Here is a 16,777-nt window from a genome sequence, read left to right on the forward strand (position 1 = left end):
GTGGCACTCGCCCACAGGGCCGGGGCGCTCCGCCGCGAGAGAGCGGCCGAAACGCCTCTTGCGTACCCGTGGATCGCAGACGCACCGGCGCACGGGCCCCGCGTACGCGCCGGGCCGGGGGACGGTGTACGTCAGCCTACGCACCACCTTGAGGTGAGCTGCGAGGCTTCTCCGCAGATCAGCGCACCCGCCCGTCGTCGGAACGCATGAGCGGGTACTGACGGGTAAGGGCAAATTATTTGGGATGCCCCGGAATCGGAACACAGAGGCACCCCGGCTCGTTGTCATTACGTGAGCACGACACAGACACCACCTGTACTCGCCGCAGAACTGGCGCAGGCGTGGGCCGACATTCAGCGGTACCACCCCGAGCTGCCCGATCTTGCCGCGCCCGAGTCTCTGATCGGGGAGTCGTCGTCCGCGTGCGGTCACGAACTCTCCTTCGAGCGACTGCTGCACGAGGCAGTCCACGGCGTCGCCGCCGCGCGCGGCGTACGCGACACCTCCCGCGCCGGCCGCTACCACAACCGCCGATTCCTCGCGATCGCCGAGGAACTGGGTCTGGACCATCCCGACGAGCCGCATCCCAGCAGCGGCTTCTCGCTGGTCGCACTCACCCCGGAGGCGAAGCGCCGCTACCGCCCGACGACGGAGCGCCTCCAGCGCGCCCTGAAGGCGCATTCCGCCGCGACCGCGGGTGACACCGCCCGCAGCTTCCGAGGCCCGGCGGCACGACATGGTTCGTCCGGCGGTGGTGTGCGCGTCAAGGCCGTCTGCGACTGCGGTCGCAATGTGCGCGTCGTCCCGTCGGTGCTGGCCCAGGCCCCCATCGTCTGCGGTGGCTGCGGCAAGCCGTTCAGGATCCCTGAGACGGTGGCCTCGGCGGCGAGCTGACCGCGACCCGGCATCTCGTGGGTGCCGGACGCGTCGGGACCGGCCCCGGAGGCGTGCGGGCGCCGTCCCGCATGCCGCTCCGGGGCCGGTCGTGCCGCAGGGCGGACCCGCCCGGCGTGATGGCGCCACCGCGCCGGGCGGGTCCGAGTCCTGCCCGCGTGCGGGCCCGCGGTCCCGGGTGCCCCGCGGTGTGTGGCACAATGACTAGCTGTACTCGACAGCCGCACAGGAACCCTCTCGCCTCCGGCTGACGCGTCCATCGGGCAATCGGGTACCGCAACCCCACGCGGCCTTCCCGCCGTGCCCAACCACGTCAAATCCAGGAGAACTCACTCCCGTGGCAGTCAAGATCAAGCTGAAGCGTCTGGGCAAGATCCGTTCGCCTCACTACCGCATCATCGTCGCCGACTCCCGTACCCGCCGTGACGGCCGGGCCATCGAGGAGATCGGCAAGTACCACCCGACGTACAACCCGTCGGTGATCGAGGTCGACGGTGAGCGCGTGGCGTACTGGCTCGGTGTCGGCGCCCAGCCGACCGAGCCCGTGCTCGCCATCCTCAAGAAGACCGGCGACTGGCAGAAGTTCAAGGGCGAGCCCGCCCCGGCCCCGCTGCTGCAGCAGGCCGAGAAGGCCGCGCGCCCGTCGTTCGACGCGCTCGGCGGCGAGGACGAGGGCAAGGGTGAGGCGATCACCCAGAAGAAGAAGACCGAGAAGAAGGACGAGGCCGCCGCTGAGTCCTCCTCGTCTGCGTCGACCGAGGCCTGAGCATGCTCGAGGAGGCTCTCGAGCACCTCGTGAAGGGCATCGTCGACAACCCTGACGATGTGCGGGTCGCCTCGCGCGACCTGCGCCGCGGGCGGGTGCTCGAGGTCCGGGTCCACCCGGACGACCTCGGCAAGGTGATCGGCCGCAACGGCCGCACCGCACGCGCTCTGCGGACCGTCGTGGGCGCCATCGGCGGCCGCGGTGTCCGTGTCGACCTCGTCGACGTGGACCACGTCCGCTGACGCTCAGCGCAACCGGCTCGGGCCGGGGAGGGCCTCAGGGCCGTCCCCGGCCCGTCGTCGTACGACAGGAGATCAAGCACAGTGCAGCTGGTAGTCGCTCGCATCGGCCGTGCCCACGGCATCAAGGGCGAGGTCACCGTGGAGGTCCGCACCGATGAGCCGGAGCTGAGGCTCGGGCCCGGCGCAGTCCTGGCCACCGATCCCGCCACCGCCGGTCCGCTCACCATCGAGACCGGCCGGGTGCACAGCGGTCGCCTCCTGCTGCGTTTCGAGGGCGTCCGCGACCGCACCGGCGCCGAGGCGCTGCGCAACACCCTGCTCATCGCCGAGGTCGACCCGAACGAGCGGCCTGAGGACGAGGACGAGTACTACGACCACCAGCTGATCGACCTGGACGTCGTCACCGAGGACGGGCAGCACGTCGGCCGGATCACCGAGATCTCCCACCTGCCGACGCAGGACCTGTTCGTGGTGGAACGCCCCGACGGCAGCGAGGTGTTCGTGCCGTTCGTGGAGCAGATCGTCACCGGGATCGATCTCGAGGAGCAGCGCGCGGTCATCGACCCGCCGCCGGGCCTGGTCGACGACCGGGGTGCCGACGACGAAGTCGCTGACGGACGCGGTGCTTCCTCGCGGGACGAGGCATGATGCGGCTCGACGTCGTCACCATCTTCCCCGAGTACCTCGAACCGCTGAACGTCTCCCTCGTGGGCAAGGCACGCGCGCGTGGACAACTGAACGTCCAGGTGCACGACCTCCGTTCGTGGACCCACGACCGGCACAACACCGTCGACGACACCCCGTACGGCGGCGGCCCCGGCATGGTCATGAAGACCGAACCGTGGGGTGAGGCACTCGACGAGGTCCTGGCGGACGGCTACGAGACCGGCTCGCACGCGCCCGTCCTGGTCGTCCCCACCCCCAGCGGCCGCCCCTTCACCCAGGAGCTCGCCGTCCAGCTCTCCGAGTGTCCCTGGCTGATCTTCACCCCGGCCCGTTACGAGGGCATCGACCGGCGCGTCGTCGACGAGTACGCGACCCGTATGCCCGTCCACGAGGTGTCCATCGGCGACTACGTGCTGGCCGGCGGCGAGGCAGCCGTCCTCGTGGTCACCGAGGCCGTGGCCCGGCTGCTGCCCGGAGTCCTGGGCAACGCCGAGTCCCACCGGGACGACTCCTTCGCCCCGGGCGCGATGGCGAGTCTCCTGGAAGGGCCCGTCCACACCAAGCCGCCCGTCTGGCGGGACCGGGGGATTCCCGAGGTGCTGCTCAGCGGGCACCACGGGAAGATCGCCCGCTGGCGGCGCGACGAGGCGCTCAAGCGCACCACCGCGAACCGGCCCGACCTCATCGAACGCTGTGAGCCGGGGGCCTTCGACAAGAAGGACCGCGAGATGCTCTCCATCCTGGGCTGGGAACCGGACCCGGAGGGGGAGCCCCACGGTCGATTTTGGCGCAGGACCGGCGGCGTGGAAGAATAGGCCGCTGTTGTGCGCCGTCCGGCGTGCGCCCCTGCCGCAGGGGGACACGACGCCCGCCCCGAAGCGCACACCCTGGATCCGAACCTCTAGTTGCCGTTGATGACCTGCGGCATCAGCGAAGAAAGCAGACGAAATGTCTCACCTGCTCGACTCCGTCGACTCCGCGTCGCTGCGCAGCGACGTCCCGGCCTTCCGTCCCGGTGACACCGTCAACGTCCACGTGCGCGTCATCGAGGGCAACCGCACTCGTGTGCAGCAGTTCAAGGGCGTGGTGATCCGCCGCCAGGGTGCCGGCGTGCGCGAGACCTTCACGGTCCGCAAGGTCTCCTTCTCCGTCGGCGTCGAGCGCACCTTCCCGGTGCACACCCCGATCGTGGAGAAGATCGAGCTCGTCACCAAGGGTGACGTCCGTCGCGCCAAGCTGTACTACCTGCGTGACCTGCGCGGCAAGGCGGCGAAGATCAAGGAGAAGCGCGAGAACTGAGCGCTTTTCCGAGGTGAGCCCGGGGCCGGATAACATCTGGCCTCGATGGACACCGAAGCACAGCCGACGGAGCGCGACCGCTCCTCCCACCCGGCCCGACCCGAGGAGACCTCGGAGGCCCCGGGTCCGGAGGAACGGTCGCGTTCCTCGTTGGTGCCGCGTCTCGTGGACGGGCTCCCCGGAGGGTGGATCACCGCGACCCTGCTGTCGGTGCTGCTGCTCCTGTTCGCGCTCAGCACGTTCGTGGCACGGCCGTTCCAGATACCCAGCGGATCGATGGAGCCCTCGTTGAGGGCCGGGGACCGCGTTCTCGTACTGAAGTCGGCATACCGTTTCGGAGCCGGGCCGCAACGTGGCGACGTGGTTGTGTTCGACGGCACCGGGTATTTCGGGGACACCGACTACATCAAGCGCGTTGTCGGTGTGGGTGGGGACCACGTGGTCTGCTGCGACAGGGAGGGGAGGATCCGGGTGAACGGCCGGTCGGTCGACGAGTCGGGCTTCCTGTTCCCCGGCGAGAGCGCCTCCACCGTCCCCTTCGACGTGGTCGTGCCCGCGGGACGCCTGTTCGTCCTCGGTGATCACCGCGGCGACTCCAGCGACTCCCGCGACCATCTCGGATCGCCCGGCGGCGGCATGATCCCGGTGAGCGCGGTGATCGGCCGCGCCGACTGGATCGTCTCGCCCTTCGACCGCGCCACCCGGCTGCACCGCCCCGACGCCTACGCGCGCGTGCCGGCACCGGGGACGAACGCGGCGCACCCCGGGGAGGGGGCCCATGGGTAACCGCGGCAAACCCCGCGGCGTCCCGGTGAGCGCCGCGGAGAACCTGCTGCCCACCGGCGCTCGCCGCGCGGTCAGCGCGGCCGACGGGCGGAGCCGGGCCGACCGGCGCAAGCTCCAGCGGAAGGTCAAACGGCGGCGCAGGCGCGGCGCGGTCAAGGAGATACCGCTCCTGATCGGGGTCGCCGTCGTGATAGCGCTGGTGCTGAAGACGTTCCTCGTCCAGGCCTTCGTCATCCCGTCCGGCTCCATGGAGCAGACGATCCAGGTCGGCGACCGCGTCCTGGTCGACAAACTCACCCCGTGGTTCGGCTCCAAGCCGCAGCGTGGGGACGTCGTCGTGTTCAAGGACCCCGGCGGCTGGCTGCAGGACGAGCAGACCACTCCCACGAGGGACGACCCGGTCGGCGTCAAGCAGGTCAAGGACGGGCTCACCTTCATCGGGCTGCTGCCGTCGGAGAACGAGAAGGACCTCATCAAGCGGGTCGTCGGAGTCGGCGGCGACCAGGTCAAGTGCTGTGACACACAGGGCCGGGTCACCGTCAACGGCGTACCCCTGGAGGAGGGCGACTACCTCTACCCGGGCAACGCCCCCTCCACGACGCCGTTCGAGGTCACCGTGCCCGAGGGGCGCCTGTGGGTGATGGGCGACCACCGGTCCAACTCCGCCGATTCCCGTTCCCACCAGGACACCGACTACGGCGGTACCGTCTCCGAGGAGGAGGTGGTGGGCCGCGCCATGGTCATCGCCTGGCCGTTCGCTCACTGGAGCACTCTGGACGAACCAGAAACCTATGCGTCCGTGGCGGACCCGACACGCGGGTCGACCGTTGCCGCCCCGCTGTCGCATAGGGTTGCCCAGAACCATTCGAACGGAATGCTTCAGCTCCCGAGCCCTGCGGAACTCCCGCTCGTTATGGGAGTGGTGGGCCTGCGCCGCGCATGGGGCAGGCGGCGGCACAGAGTGAGGAGCTGGCGTGGGGGATGTGGCGGTTGGCGCACGATCCGGAGCCGACGGCGAGGAGCACCGCGATCGGCCCGCGGAGCCGGAGGTCCCGGCCGGGGACAGCGCCGCGACCTCCGGGAATGACTCCCCGGCGGTCGAGGAGGGCAGCGTGAGGGACGACCGGACGAGGACCGGGGACCAGGGGTCGGGCGATTCGCCCCGTCAGGAGAAGAAGCCGCGCTCCTTCTGGAAGGAACTGCCCATCCTGGTCGGTATCGCGCTGGTGCTGGCGCTGCTGATCAAGACATTCCTGCTGCAGGCGTTCTCGATCCCGTCGGACTCGATGCAGAACACCCTCCAGCAGGGTGACCGCGTCCTGGTCGACAAGCTCACCCCCTGGTTCGGTTCCGAGCCCGAGCGCGGCGAGGTCGTGGTCTTCCACGACCCCGACAACTGGCTGGCGGGCGAGCCGACGCCGGAGGCCAACGCGCTGCAGAAGGTCCTCAGCTGGATCGGCCTGATGCCGTCCGTGGAGGAGAAGGACCTGATCAAGCGGGTCGTCGGGGTCGGCGGAGACGTCGTCGAGTGCAAGGGCACCGGGCCGCTGACGGTCAACGGCGTCGCCCTGAACGAGGTGTCGTACGTCTATCCCGGCAACACACCGTGCAGCCAGGACGACCAGGGCGGCCAGTTCAGGGTCGAGGTGCCCGCGGGTCACATCTGGGTCATGGGCGACCACCGGCAGAACTCCCGGGACTCCCGGTACAACCAGGCCGACAAGAACCACGGCATGGTCCCGGTGCAGGAAGTCGTCGGCCGCGCCGTCGTCATCGGCTGGCCGGTCAACCGCTGGGACTACCTCGAGGTCCCGGACACCTTCGACCAGCCCGCGCTGAACAACGAGGCGTCGGCCGGGGCGGCCCTGTCGGTGGCGCCCCAGGGGCTCGCGCTGATGGGCGCCGTGCCGCTGGTGCTGTGGCGGCGCAGGGCCGGTGGTGGCGGCGAGCGCTGAGCGCTGCCGAGGAAGGGCTGACCCGGCTCGGTACCGCCGGGTAGGGTGCCGTCCATGACTGGTCGGAGCACGACGCGTACGGCTTCGCGGGGTGGCGGCGCGGGCCGGGGCCCGGCGGCTGGCCGGGCCGGGCAGCGACTGTCCTCACTGGCCGTGGCGCTGGGCATGGTGCTCTTCCTCGGCGGGTTCGCCTGGGGAGCGCTCGTGTACCGGCCGTACACCGTGCCCACCACCTCGATGGCGCCGACGATCAGCGCCGGTGACCGGGTGCTGGCCCAGCGCATCGACAGCGGTGACGTCCGCCGCGGTGACGTCGTGGTCTTCGAGGACACGAACTGGGCGAACGTACCGGTCCTCAAGCGGGTGGTCGCCGTCGGCGGCGACACCGTCTCCTGCTGCGAGGACGGTCGGCTGAAGGTCAACGGTACGAAGATCGACGAACCGTATCTCTCCGAGGACGAGGTGACCGGGTTCAGCGGCTTCCCGGAAGTGACCGTGCCGAAGGGCCGGCTGTTCCTGCTCGGTGACGAGCGCGCCGGTTCCGTGGACTCCGCCTCCCATCTCACCGACGCCGCGAACGGCACCGTCTCCCGCAAAGCCGTCCAGGCCCGGGTCGACGCCGTGGTCTGGCCGATGGAGGGCATGCTGAGGGCCCCCACCGGCTTCGAGGAGCTCGGCGCCCTCTCTTCGCCGGGGCCGCTGCGGACGGTCGTCGCCCTGGTGATCGCCGGCGCGGTACTCATCTTCGGCGGCGCCGCGTACGGTCCCCTCGCCGAGCGGGCCGGGGCCTCCCGGGCGCGGAAGGCGGACGTGGGGGCGTCCGGTGGCCGCTGAGCCGGCCCGCCTGGCCGAGGACTCCTACGACGGCGGGCTGCGCAGGGTCGCCCGCGTGGTGCTGCTCGACCCGCGGGACCGCATCCTGCTGCTGCACGGTCATGAACCGGACGACCCGGCCGACGACTGGTGGTTCACACCCGGCGGCGGAGTGGAGGGCGACGAGACCCGGGAGCAGGCCGCGCTGCGGGAGCTCGCGGAGGAGACGGGTATCACCGAGGTGGAGCTGGGACCCGTGCTGTGGCGGAGGCAGTGCTCCTTCCCGTTCGCGGGCCGCCGCTGGGACCAGGACGAGTGGTACTACCTCGCCCGCACCACCCGGACGGCCACCAAAGCCACGGCGCTGACCGAACTGGAGCAGCGCAGTGTCGCCGGAGCGCGCTGGTGGACGTGCCCGGAACTGGCGCGGGCGCATGAGACGGTGTACCCGACCAGACTCGCCGAACTGCTGCGCACGCTGCTCGAGGAGGGCCCTCCGGCCGGACCCGTGACCCTCGACACCGAGATCGTCTAGCGAAAGGTCCCGGAGCTGTCCGGCAGGGCAGACCGGCTTCAGGGAACGGAGGCCCCTGGGACTGGCGCACAATGGTGGGATCGCACGGGTGAAGGGGAACATGCCATGAGCGCCGAGGACCTCGAGAAGTACGAGACCGAGATGGAGCTCAAGCTCTACCGGGAGTACCGCGACGTCGTCGGTCTGTTCAAATACGTGATCGAGACCGAGCGCCGCTTCTATCTGACCAATGACTACGAGATGCAGGTGCACTCGGTCCAGGGCGAGGTGTTCTTCGAGGTTTCCATGGCGGATGCCTGGGTCTGGGACATGTACCGGCCAGCCAGGTTCGTGAAAAAGGTGCGCGTCCTCACGTTCAAGGACGTGAACATCGAGGAGCTCAACAAGAGCGATCTGGAGCTCCCCGGCGGGTGACAGGAGCCCCCGGCGGGTGACGGAGTTGTCCACAACCGTCGGGTTGTCCACCAAGATCCACTTCGGGCAGCCGACTGCGTGACGGTTGGTGCCGGAGGTGGTGCCGACATGAACACCCAGCAGGCACGCAGCGCACTCGGCAGGTACGGCGAGGCGCTGGCCGCGCGGCGGCTGGCGCAGGCCGGAATGACGGTCCTGGAGCGCAACTGGCGCTGCGGCAGAACCGGCGAGATCGACATCGTGGCCAGGGACGGGGACGTCCTCGTCGTCTGCGAGGTGAAGACCCGCAGGACCGCGTCCTTCCAGCACCCCATGGCGGCCGTCGACCCGGCCAAGGCGAGCCGCCTGCGGGACCTGGCGCAGCGCTGGCTCCAGGCGCACGGGGGAGCGCCGCCCGGCGGCGTCCGCATCGACCTGATCGGCGTCCTGCTGCCGACCCGGGGCGCGCCCCGGGTCGAGCACGTCCGGGGGGTGGCCTGAGATGGGGTTCGCCCGTACCTGCTCGGTGGCGCTGGTGGGCGTCGAGGGCGTGGTCGTGGAGGTCCAGGCCGACCTGGAACCGGGAGTGGCGGCGTTCACCCTGGTGGGGCTGCCGGACAAGAGCCTGACGGAGAGCCGGGACCGGGTCAGGGCCGCCGTGGTCTTCCCTGTCAAGTCGAAGTGTTCAGAAGCCCCGCACCCCGGCTGTGGGAAGCCAGAGGTCGTGGGGTGAGTGGCTTGCTGGTGGTGGTTTGGGTCGCGCATCTTGGCTAGCCATCCCGACGCACTGAAGAGTAGACGCGAAGCGGCCTGTGCCCGCCTGGCGGCCCGTGGGGGCTCATGTGCCCCGTGTTGTGGCCTGATGAGCTTATGAGGGTGTGAGGAGGCGCGCTCGGGCGCCGTCGCGGCCGCCCTGGTGACCCGACCAACCGGCTCGCGTTATCGGTACGCCGCTGACGGCCGAATCGGAGCCGTTGCCGAGCCCCGGTGGAGGCGCCCTGTCCAACGACGATCTCCGATGGTAGAAGTGGGGAGCGGCGTGTACTTGGGGGAAACGGCGTACCGGGGGGTAGGAGTGGACGCATTACCGCAGGGCGGTGGCCAGAGGAGCGCGGACGGTGTGTCCGTGTCGCAGTATGTGCCGCCGCCGTCGGTCGTGCCGCACAACCAGTTCGACACCCGGACACCCCTGCAGCAGGTCTTCTACTGGACGCCGGAACAGTGGGAGCAGTTCACCTGCGAGTGGGTCCGCATGCGCAGGGGCGAGTTCGGCTACCTCGGCGTGGAAGTCCTGGGCGGGACTAACGACCGCGGCGCCGACGTCGTCGCTTTCATGAGCGAGCAGCGGCTGAACGGTGTCTGGCACTGCTACCAGTGCAAGCACTACACCGACGACCTCACGCTCGACGACGCGCTGCCCGAGATGATCAAACCGTTCGTGGCGACGCTGGAGACGAGCCGGACGCTCCCCGCCCGGTACATCTTCGTGGCACCTAGGATCCATCCCCGGCTCAAGGACATGGTGCTGACCCCGGCCGCGCTGAAGGACCGGTTTCTCACGTACCTGGACGGGCGGACCAAGCCGGTCGCAGCGTTGTCCCCACAGACCCGGGCGGCCGCACGGGCGTTGGCGGAGAGCACGGACTTCTCGATGTTCTGGACCGTGAACCTGGACGAGGTCCTGGAGGTCTACAGCAAGTCGCCGCTGTTCGCCTCCCGCTTCAACCTGCCGCCCACCGGCAAGCCCCGCAAACTCCTTCCCCCTCCCGAGCCCCAGGTCAACGAAGCGCGCTACCTCCAGCAACTCCTGGACGTTTACCAGGAGAGGTTCGGCGAGGACCTTGCCACCGTGCAGCACGCCTTCGAGCACCCCGATTCGGGAGAGCATCTTGGGCGGCAGCGAGTGGCGTTCTTCGACGCGGAGGCCCTACGCATGTATGCACGAGAGAGCATCGCGGGGGACACCTACGAGGAGCTACAGGACGACGTGCTGACCAACCTGATCGAGGTGGCCGCCATCGACTACCCCTCGGGGTGGGATCGCCTCCAGCAGGTCCTCAAAGCTTCCGGGCAGATGACCCTCACCGGGTCGCCCCTGCTGCACCTGTTCCGCAACAGCCAGCGTCAGGGTATGTGCCACCAGCTGGCGAACGTCGACAAGCTGCACTGGTGCAAAGGAGGTTGCCGATGAACCCGCTCAACAGTCCGGTCGAAGTGGGGATGCGTACATTGGTCCTGCTGGCCCGCAGCCATCCTCATCCACTGGACCTCTCCTGGTTGGTAGTCCTGGACCACGCCATGCTGCACAGCAGCCAGTTCGACGGTCCGCCCAGCCTCCATCCCCGCCTGCCCGCCCAGCCGGGCGAGCTCGGCATGAAGCGGCAGATGATGCAGGAAGGGCTGGAGGTGCTGCTGCGCGCCGGCCTGGCCACGGTCGAGGCGACCGAGGGCGGGATCGTCTACCAGGTGACCCCACGCGGCTCGGGGTTCGTCGGCATCCTGGAGGCCCCGTACGTCGGCGAACTGCGTCAGCGCGCGCAGTGGGCCGTGGAGCAGTTCGCCTCGACCACGGACGCGGTGGCGGCCACACGCGACATCACGACCCGCTGGCACAACGAATTCACCACCGACATGCAGCACCTGGGGGTCGGCCGTGGCTGACTTCACCCTGACCCATCTGACGTACGCCGGTGCGGGCCTGCCGACGGCCAGCGTGGAGTTCGACCCCAAGTTCACGGTGATCTACGGCTCCTCCAACACGGGCAAGACCTTCCTGGTCGACTCCATCGATTACATGCTCGGCGGTCATGTCCGTCCCTCGATCCCGCGCGCCGAAGGATACGGACAGATCCTGCTCGGCCTGCTGCTTCCCGACGGCAGGCCTCTCACCCTGGTCCGCAAGCCCGGCGGCAAGAGCATTCACGTACACCAGGACGACCTGAGGGAGCTGTCCCACGCCACCCCCGACGCGATCGTTTCGGCCCGCAGGATCCGCAGCCGCCGTGACATCTCGCACTACCTGCTCAGCAAACTGGGACTGGACGACACCTACGTTCGCACCAACGAGGGCGGCAACACCGAACTGCTCAAACTTGCCGACCTGACCCACCTCAGCGTGGTCACCGACACCCGCATGATCGATCCGAATCCGCCCTCGCAGCGCACCCGCGGCACCGCGGCCAGGACCACCGCACGCTCGGTCATGAAACTGATGCTGACCGGAGAGGACGAGCCCCCGGCGACCAAACTCCCCAATGCTGCTCAACGGCGCGTTCAGCGGGGCAAGATCAATCTGATCGATTCGCTGGCACTGGACCTGCACGCCAAACTCTCCCGCGACCAGACCCCCGACGAGCTGCGAGATCAGCTAGCCCGGTTAGAGGACAGCCTCAACGACATGGCCCGCTCGCTGGCTGGCGAGTCCGAGCAGCAGGCCCGCGCCGTCGCCGCCCGTGCACACCTGGCCGAGACGGACGCCGAGCTGGAGGCACGCCTGGGTGAGGTACTCGACCTGCTGGGGCGATTCGACACCCTGCGTCAGCAGTACGAAACAGACCTCGCTCGTCTGGAGATGGTCAGCGAGGCGGGCAATCTGCTGGGCTACTTCCAGGTCGGCCGCTGCGTCTTCTGCGGGGCGGACCCCGAACACCAGCAGGCGGCCCAGCACGGCCATCAGGAGACCACCCAGCTGCACGAGGCCGTGCTCGTCGAGTCCGCCAAGACGCACTCTCTTCTCGCCGACCTCCGGCTGACCATTGAGGGGCTGGAGGGCCAGCGCGACGAGCTGACCGAACGCCGCACCGCCCTGAGCGCGCAGGCGGCCGAGGCCGACCGGGCCCTGGCGCAGATCGAAGTCCGACTGGCCCCTCTCCGCGAGGGGCTGGAGGACACTGTCAACGAGCGACTGCGTGTCGAACGCGACCTGGAACTGCGGGCCCGGCTCGATGAACTGGAAGAGCACCGCTCCCAGCTGGTGGCCCAAGGCGCCCTGCCGTCCAAGCGGCGGGAATCCCTGATTGCGGGCAGAGTCCTGTCGTCGTTCGACGGTATCTTCCAACGCACCCTGGATTCCTGGCGGATCCCCGACGTGGAAGGCGCCAGCTACGATCCCTACAGCGGGGACGTCAGTGCCGGCGGAACAGCGCGCGCCGGCCACGGCCGGGGCATGCGCGCTCTGCTGCACGCCGCATTCTCCATTGCCCTGGCCCGCTACTGCCTGGACCGCAGACTCCCGCATCTCGGCTTCCTCGTCCTGGACTCGCCCCTGGTGACGTACAAAGAGCCGGACTTTGACGCCGACCGCATCCCCCCGAACGTGATCGACCATTTCTACCGCTCGTTCCTGGCCTTCCCCGGCCAGGCCATCGTCGTTGAGAACGCGACGCCGCCCCCAGACGTCCTCGAGCATGCACGGATCGTTACTTTCAGCGGCAGCGGAGCCCGCCCCGGCTTCTTCCCTGCGCGTCCCAGCACGCCAACCGGACCTGAGACGCACCGAACCCGCAGGGAGTGAAGCGCCGGATGGCCCGGCATGCCGATATCGTGGTAACCGGCTGGCCCCGAGGTGGAACGGCGGCATACCAGGTGCCCTCAGCGCCGCGAAGCCGTTACGGGCTTTCTGCCGACCACCACGCACGGAGAACAACGGGCAACCACCGAGCGGCACGCTCACGGTAGAGGCCCTGGGGCCGGGGCCTCTCAGGCATCGGACCTCAGGCCGTCGCCCCGCGGTTCGAACGTCCACGCCTCCGTTGCTGCGGGGATGGGCGACCTCACCAACGGCCGACGCGCCCCCTCGGCGATGCTGCATGTTCCCTCTCGCTTGCGGGGGATCCTGAGGGCATGCGGCAGGCAACAAGCAGGTGGTCTATGAAGGACAAGTAGCGACCCAGGCCTGCGGCCCCCTGTATTGGTAGAGGCGGATATCAGAAGTTGCGCAATGCCCCGCTACTGAGGCGGCAGGGCCCCAGGCAGGAGAGAGGGGTGACCCCGCAGGCCGAGGCAGTCTCTGACGGCGCCTTGGGGCCAAGTTGGGCGTGGGCCCCCTTGGCCCCAGCGACAGAGCGCACGGAATCGCGGAGCGCAGATGTCGCTATGGGCACGCCTGGCAAGCGGCGCTGCACAGGGGGCTCGAGGTTCAGTTGTTTCGCCTCTCAACGTTGGCATGCTCCGCTAGGCTACCTTCCGTTAGGTGAGCGGACCGCAGCGACGTGGGCACGCTGGGGCGATGCGGGGGCGGGTATCCGAGGGTGAGCGAAGAAGCCTTCCGCCGCGCGGGCATGACTGCTGACGCTCACAAGGAGCGAGCCAGCTATCACGCGCTCGCACTGCTCGCTAACGGCGCCGGCTGCTACCTGAGCGATCCGCAAGTCGACTACGACTGCCTTGACGTGACTGTCGTGGCATCAGGACCGCGACAAGTGCGGCGATGTAGATTCGACGTACAGCTCAAGGCCAGCAGTAGCCGTTACACCGTGCGAGAACTCCGTAACGGTGACTTCGCGATCAGTCTTCCCGCCGATCAGTACAACGAACTGCGCACCCCGGGACCCGTTCCCATGAGGCTCGTGGTGTTGATCCTCCCTCCCGATGCGCAGGTGCCCCAGTTCGAAACTGAATCGAACAGCATGCGGCTCGATGGCATCATGCTCTGGTCAGACCCCGACACGTGGCCTCCATTGGCGCCGAATCAGCGTAGCGGGACAGTGCTCCTTCCTCTGGAAGATGCGTTCACCACCGCATACATCAGCAGCCTAATGAAGACCCTGAGCGATGGAGGTGGGCGATGAAGGATATCGACACCAGCGCATTTTACGCGCTAATCCCATCGCTCGAACCGCTGAGGATTTCCGACTACCTCGCCTCTGAGGGGTGGACTCTCGTGGAGCGGCGAGAGGGGCTTCTGGAATACTGGGAGGAACCTCGCTCCCACAGCGACCCCCAGGGTGAACGGTATACATACCTTCTACCGTTGAGCTATGAAATCCGCAACTTCGAGCGACGCCTCGTTGAATTTCTAGTTGAACTTGCGGATTTCTATGGGTGCAATGCTGCCGGTATTAGAGAGCGCTTGATTAACCGCGACTGGGATGCTGTGTTGGTGCGCGTTCTGAGTCAGGAAAGAAGTGACTCCATTGGCCTATTTGAAGCTAAGGGAGTCCTCGAAGCTGGACTCAAGCTGGTCGAACTCTCTGCTCTGTACACGGCAAACCCAAAGCGATCCTTCTCCGGCCCCAAGGGGAAGGTTGTTAACTCCTTCATGCGTGATTACGTCCTCCTCGGCCATACGAAGCCGGGTAGCTTCGTATTCCCCATTTTCTCTGTAGCGAACCCCACGGATGGGGAAATCGGTTCGTTTAGTAGAGAGGTGATGGAGAATCTTGCAAGCGGCCTCCGTGGAGCACGCTCGATACTGAACGGCGAGGCGATGGATGCGGGGCAAGAGAATCGGAAGTTCGAATTGGCGCTTCTGAATACGGTAGAGAAGCTATCGAAACTTCCAGGATCCACGTCATTCGATATCTCCTTTCTCTGGGCTTCGGCGCGCCCAGCTCCGCCCGAAGTCCCACGCCGTCCAATTGGGTTCGATGCCGATATGCTCGAATCACCTCCAAGAGGCAGACATATCCGCGAAACCGCAACCGCTATGTCAGTAGAATCCGCTGCGGAGCGAAGGGAATCCGAATCTTCGAATACCATCACGGCCCGAGGGCCTATCGTCGCTCTTGGTATTGACGATAGATGGAGTGAGGGCCGTGAAAGCTCACACTTCATTGTGATTAGGGTGAGTGAGGGCGAAAGCCTTCGCGATATCCGCGTTCCGGTGAATGAGGGGCAATTCGATCGTGCTCTGGAAGCTCGTAAATCGCGAATTCCCGTTGTCGTTGAGGGGACGCTCTCTCGCAATGGTGAGGAACACTACACTCGCATCGTTTTCCCCTCAGACTCCCTGCGACTTCAGTTGCCTAGCGAGTTTGACGAAAAAAGTAACTAGGAGCTAGTGGCTACAGGCTTGTCGAGCCTCGGGATGCCTTGCAATCGAGGATGCGGACGATCCGCAGAAGTCGTCCCAGCCGGCTGCGCGGGGATCCGGCAGCGTAGTCACATGCAGGGGGACCGGTAAGCTCAGCGCGAGCCAGTCCCGGTTGCCCTCCTGCCCCCTGTCTGATCAGGGACCTACACCGTTCATCGCAAGTGACAAGCACCGACAGGACTCACCCTTCACTTGCCTCTAAAACCCAACAGCGGACTTGGCCGGAACGAGGTCGCGGAACTCCTCGCAAGTGCACGATTCGAACTTGCGGCGGCCGTTAACTGCGCCATTCAATCTCGGACGGGCGAGAATTTAGGCCGCAGGGATGCCGAGTGCTCGCCGCCGCCATCAAGTCCGAGGGGCACGAGACCGTTGACGCATTCGCTAAGCATCGTTGGGTGAACATTCAACTCGGTAGCCAAGTCCGCGGGCGACATTTCGAGGCCGTTGCGCAATTCTTTGAAAATGTAAGTGAGGAGGAGACTGCTCTCCCGCGCGAGTAGGGAGTCTGGTTCCGTTCTACGATAGCCGCGACGCGTCAATTCATTTACGGCCTGGTTGTAGCGTCTCCCCGGGAGGAGATCAAGCCTGCGGAGGCGACGGGTCAAATCTATAGCAGAAACTCCCCATCTTCGTTTCGCGCTCAAGATTCGATCGATTGGTGCATTTTTTAGACGCTGTGCCAATAGCCCAGAGTGCGGCATCAAGAAGGCAGAGGCGAAATCGTCGGCCTCGATCTCCGGATCGCGGCTGCGAGGGACGCTGTCATGTAAAATGAGGTGGCCGAGTTCGTGAGCCGCGTCGAATCTGAGGCGCTCGCCTGATTCGCGGGAAGCTAGGAAGATGAAAGGCGTTTCCCCGGCTATCGTCGAAAACGCCCCAACTTCGAGACAATCCGATGGCAGGGAAAACACTCTTACGCCGTAGGACTCTATGAGGTGAATAACGTTTGGGATCGGATCCTGTCCCAACGCCCATGCGGCACGCACCTGCTGCGCTGCTGCTTCCGCTTCAAGGTGAGAACATGACGGTAGGCATGGGTGGGGTAACTCGAACAAGGTCTCGAGCCATGAGTTCAACTCGATGGCTATTGTTGCCGCACTCAAGGCGCGCTCTCGCACGAGGGCAGTCATCTTCAAGGATCCTTAAGGACTCACTAATTCTGACTGTAGCCTGGTCAGTTGCAGTAATCATACCGGGCGACCATGCAGGCGCTGGTGGACGTTGACCCGGGGCGTCGCGTGGCCCAAAGGCGTGGCGGGGCTACCCGGTCCCGGGTTGTCCCGCAATTGATGACCAGGTGCTACGGGGTAGTCCGTGGGCTCGTATGCAAGTCGGGGCTCACCTGCTGCCCGACTTGATCCGTGGCCATCTGACGGTACAGAACACGTTGGG

General features: G+C 67.0%; 19 protein-coding genes and 1 pseudogene. 19 read left to right on the plus strand and 1 reads right to left on the minus strand.

Annotated features, from left to right (window positions below; all coding sequences use genetic code 11):
* The first annotated feature begins 291 nt into the window (after positions 1-291).
* The 19 genes and pseudogenes from DIZ27_RS31080 (at position 292) to DIZ27_RS45265 (ending at position 15,343) form a co-directional block, all read left to right on the plus strand.
* A complete protein-coding gene (locus DIZ27_RS31080; RefSeq protein ID WP_109381756.1) occupies positions 292-894 on the plus strand; it encodes a hypothetical protein in 603 nt (200 codons plus the stop codon).
* 337 nt (positions 895-1,231) lie between these two features.
* Positions 1,232-1,660, plus strand: coding sequence for a 30S ribosomal protein S16 (rpsP, locus tag DIZ27_RS31085; RefSeq protein ID WP_109381757.1), 429 nt, complete (start codon positions 1,232-1,234; stop codon positions 1,658-1,660).
* A gap of 2 nt (positions 1,661-1,662) precedes the next feature.
* Positions 1,663-1,902 (plus strand): RNA-binding protein, encoded by a 240-nt coding sequence (locus tag DIZ27_RS31090; protein ID WP_109381758.1) that lies wholly within the window; start codon positions 1,663-1,665, stop codon positions 1,900-1,902.
* 81 nt (positions 1,903-1,983) lie between these two features.
* On the plus strand, positions 1,984-2,550 hold the full coding sequence (gene rimM / locus DIZ27_RS31095; protein ID WP_109381759.1) for a ribosome maturation factor RimM: 567 nt from the start codon (positions 1,984-1,986) through the stop codon (positions 2,548-2,550).
* Entirely contained in the window at positions 2,550-3,383 is an 834-nt protein-coding gene (gene trmD, locus DIZ27_RS31100) for a tRNA (guanosine(37)-N1)-methyltransferase TrmD (RefSeq protein ID WP_109381760.1), read from the plus strand. Before rimM ends, trmD begins: the two co-directional genes overlap by 1 nt.
* A 133-nt stretch (positions 3,384-3,516) precedes the next feature.
* Entirely contained in the window at positions 3,517-3,867 is a 351-nt protein-coding gene (rplS, locus tag DIZ27_RS31105) for a 50S ribosomal protein L19 (RefSeq protein WP_109381761.1), read from the plus strand.
* A 45-nt stretch (positions 3,868-3,912) separates the two neighbouring features.
* A complete protein-coding gene (gene lepB / locus DIZ27_RS31110) occupies positions 3,913-4,653 on the plus strand; it encodes a signal peptidase I (RefSeq protein ID WP_109381762.1) in 741 nt (246 codons plus the stop codon).
* On the plus strand, positions 4,646-5,740 hold the full coding sequence (gene lepB / locus DIZ27_RS31115) for a signal peptidase I (protein ID WP_109381763.1): 1,095 nt from the start codon (positions 4,646-4,648) through the stop codon (positions 5,738-5,740). Before lepB (DIZ27_RS31110) ends, lepB (DIZ27_RS31115) begins: the two co-directional genes overlap by 8 nt.
* Positions 5,628-6,608: a signal peptidase I gene (gene lepB, locus DIZ27_RS31120; protein WP_109381764.1), complete on the plus strand. Its 981-nt coding sequence runs from the start codon at positions 5,628-5,630 to the stop codon at positions 6,606-6,608. Before lepB (DIZ27_RS31115) ends, lepB (DIZ27_RS31120) begins: the two co-directional genes overlap by 113 nt.
* Before the next feature lie 54 nt (positions 6,609-6,662).
* The gene (gene lepB / locus DIZ27_RS31125; RefSeq protein ID WP_109381795.1) at positions 6,663-7,442 is read left to right on the plus strand and encodes a signal peptidase I; all 780 of its coding nucleotides are present in this window, start codon (positions 6,663-6,665) and stop codon (positions 7,440-7,442) included.
* Positions 7,432-7,956 (plus strand): NUDIX hydrolase, encoded by a 525-nt coding sequence (locus DIZ27_RS31130; RefSeq protein ID WP_109381765.1) that lies wholly within the window; start codon positions 7,432-7,434, stop codon positions 7,954-7,956. Before lepB (DIZ27_RS31125) ends, DIZ27_RS31130 begins: the two co-directional genes overlap by 11 nt.
* A gap of 105 nt (positions 7,957-8,061) precedes the next feature.
* Positions 8,062-8,370 carry a DUF2469 domain-containing protein gene (locus tag DIZ27_RS31135; RefSeq protein ID WP_109381766.1) on the plus strand — a complete coding sequence of 103 codons (309 nt, stop codon included), beginning with the start codon at positions 8,062-8,064 and terminating at the stop codon, positions 8,368-8,370.
* Between the two features lie 78 nt (positions 8,371-8,448).
* Positions 8,449-8,850, plus strand: a complete 402-nt coding sequence (locus tag DIZ27_RS31140; protein WP_109381767.1) for a YraN family protein — start codon at positions 8,449-8,451, stop codon at positions 8,848-8,850.
* 1 nt (position 8,851) lies between these two features.
* A pseudogene (locus DIZ27_RS31145) lies at positions 8,852-9,013 on the plus strand (magnesium chelatase domain-containing protein); the annotation flags it as partial.
* Positions 9,014-9,469: 456 nt separating this feature from the next.
* Positions 9,470-10,540, plus strand: coding sequence for an ABC-three component system protein (locus DIZ27_RS31150; protein ID WP_109381768.1), 1,071 nt, complete (start codon positions 9,470-9,472; stop codon positions 10,538-10,540).
* Positions 10,537-11,010 carry an ABC-three component system middle component 2 gene (locus tag DIZ27_RS31155; RefSeq protein WP_067004979.1) on the plus strand — a complete coding sequence of 158 codons (474 nt, stop codon included), beginning with the start codon at positions 10,537-10,539 and terminating at the stop codon, positions 11,008-11,010. The genes DIZ27_RS31150 and DIZ27_RS31155 overlap by 4 nt, the downstream gene beginning before the upstream one ends.
* Entirely contained in the window at positions 11,003-12,862 is a 1,860-nt protein-coding gene (locus DIZ27_RS31160) for a hypothetical protein (protein ID WP_181383764.1), read from the plus strand. Before DIZ27_RS31155 ends, DIZ27_RS31160 begins: the two co-directional genes overlap by 8 nt.
* A 736-nt stretch (positions 12,863-13,598) precedes the next feature.
* Positions 13,599-14,138 carry a DUF4365 domain-containing protein gene (locus tag DIZ27_RS31165; protein WP_146229019.1) on the plus strand — a complete coding sequence of 180 codons (540 nt, stop codon included), beginning with the start codon at positions 13,599-13,601 and terminating at the stop codon, positions 14,136-14,138.
* Complete coding sequence (locus tag DIZ27_RS45265; protein WP_146229020.1) at positions 14,135-15,343, plus strand: hypothetical protein; 1,209 nt, start codon at positions 14,135-14,137, stop codon at positions 15,341-15,343. Before DIZ27_RS31165 ends, DIZ27_RS45265 begins: the two co-directional genes overlap by 4 nt.
* A gap of 329 nt (positions 15,344-15,672) precedes the next feature.
* On the opposite strand, the gene DIZ27_RS31170 is transcribed toward DIZ27_RS45265, so the two are convergent.
* Positions 15,673-16,515 (minus strand): ImmA/IrrE family metallo-endopeptidase, encoded by an 843-nt coding sequence (locus DIZ27_RS31170; RefSeq protein WP_109381770.1) that lies wholly within the window; start codon positions 16,513-16,515, stop codon positions 15,673-15,675.
* Positions 16,516-16,777: the final 262 nt, after the last annotated feature.

Origin of the sequence: Streptomyces sp. NWU339 (assembly GCF_003143855.1) — a bacterium.
Taxonomy (GTDB): domain Bacteria; phylum Actinomycetota; class Actinomycetes; order Streptomycetales; family Streptomycetaceae; genus Streptomyces.

Bases quoted from the DNA above. Each gene is read 5' to 3' on its own strand.
- lepB (WP_109381795.1), top strand. From the start codon at position 6,663: ATGACTGGTCGGAGCACGACGCGTACGGCTTCGCGGGGTGGCGGCGCG.
- lepB (WP_109381763.1), top strand. From the start codon at position 4,646: ATGGGTAACCGCGGCAAACCCCGCGGCGTCCCGGTGAGCGCCGCGGAG.
- lepB (WP_109381762.1), top strand. From the start codon at position 3,913: ATGGACACCGAAGCACAGCCGACGGAGCGCGACCGCTCCTCCCACCCG.
- DIZ27_RS31135 (WP_109381766.1), top strand. From the start codon at position 8,062: ATGAGCGCCGAGGACCTCGAGAAGTACGAGACCGAGATGGAGCTCAAG.
- trmD (WP_109381760.1), top strand. From the start codon at position 2,550: ATGCGGCTCGACGTCGTCACCATCTTCCCCGAGTACCTCGAACCGCTG.
- DIZ27_RS45265 (WP_146229020.1), top strand. From the start codon at position 14,135: ATGAAGGATATCGACACCAGCGCATTTTACGCGCTAATCCCATCGCTC.
- DIZ27_RS31090 (WP_109381758.1), top strand. From the start codon at position 1,663: ATGCTCGAGGAGGCTCTCGAGCACCTCGTGAAGGGCATCGTCGACAAC.
- rplS (WP_109381761.1), top strand. From the start codon at position 3,517: ATGTCTCACCTGCTCGACTCCGTCGACTCCGCGTCGCTGCGCAGCGAC.
- DIZ27_RS31170 (WP_109381770.1), bottom strand. From the start codon at position 16,515: ATGACTGCCCTCGTGCGAGAGCGCGCCTTGAGTGCGGCAACAATAGCC.
- DIZ27_RS31155 (WP_067004979.1), top strand. From the start codon at position 10,537: ATGAACCCGCTCAACAGTCCGGTCGAAGTGGGGATGCGTACATTGGTC.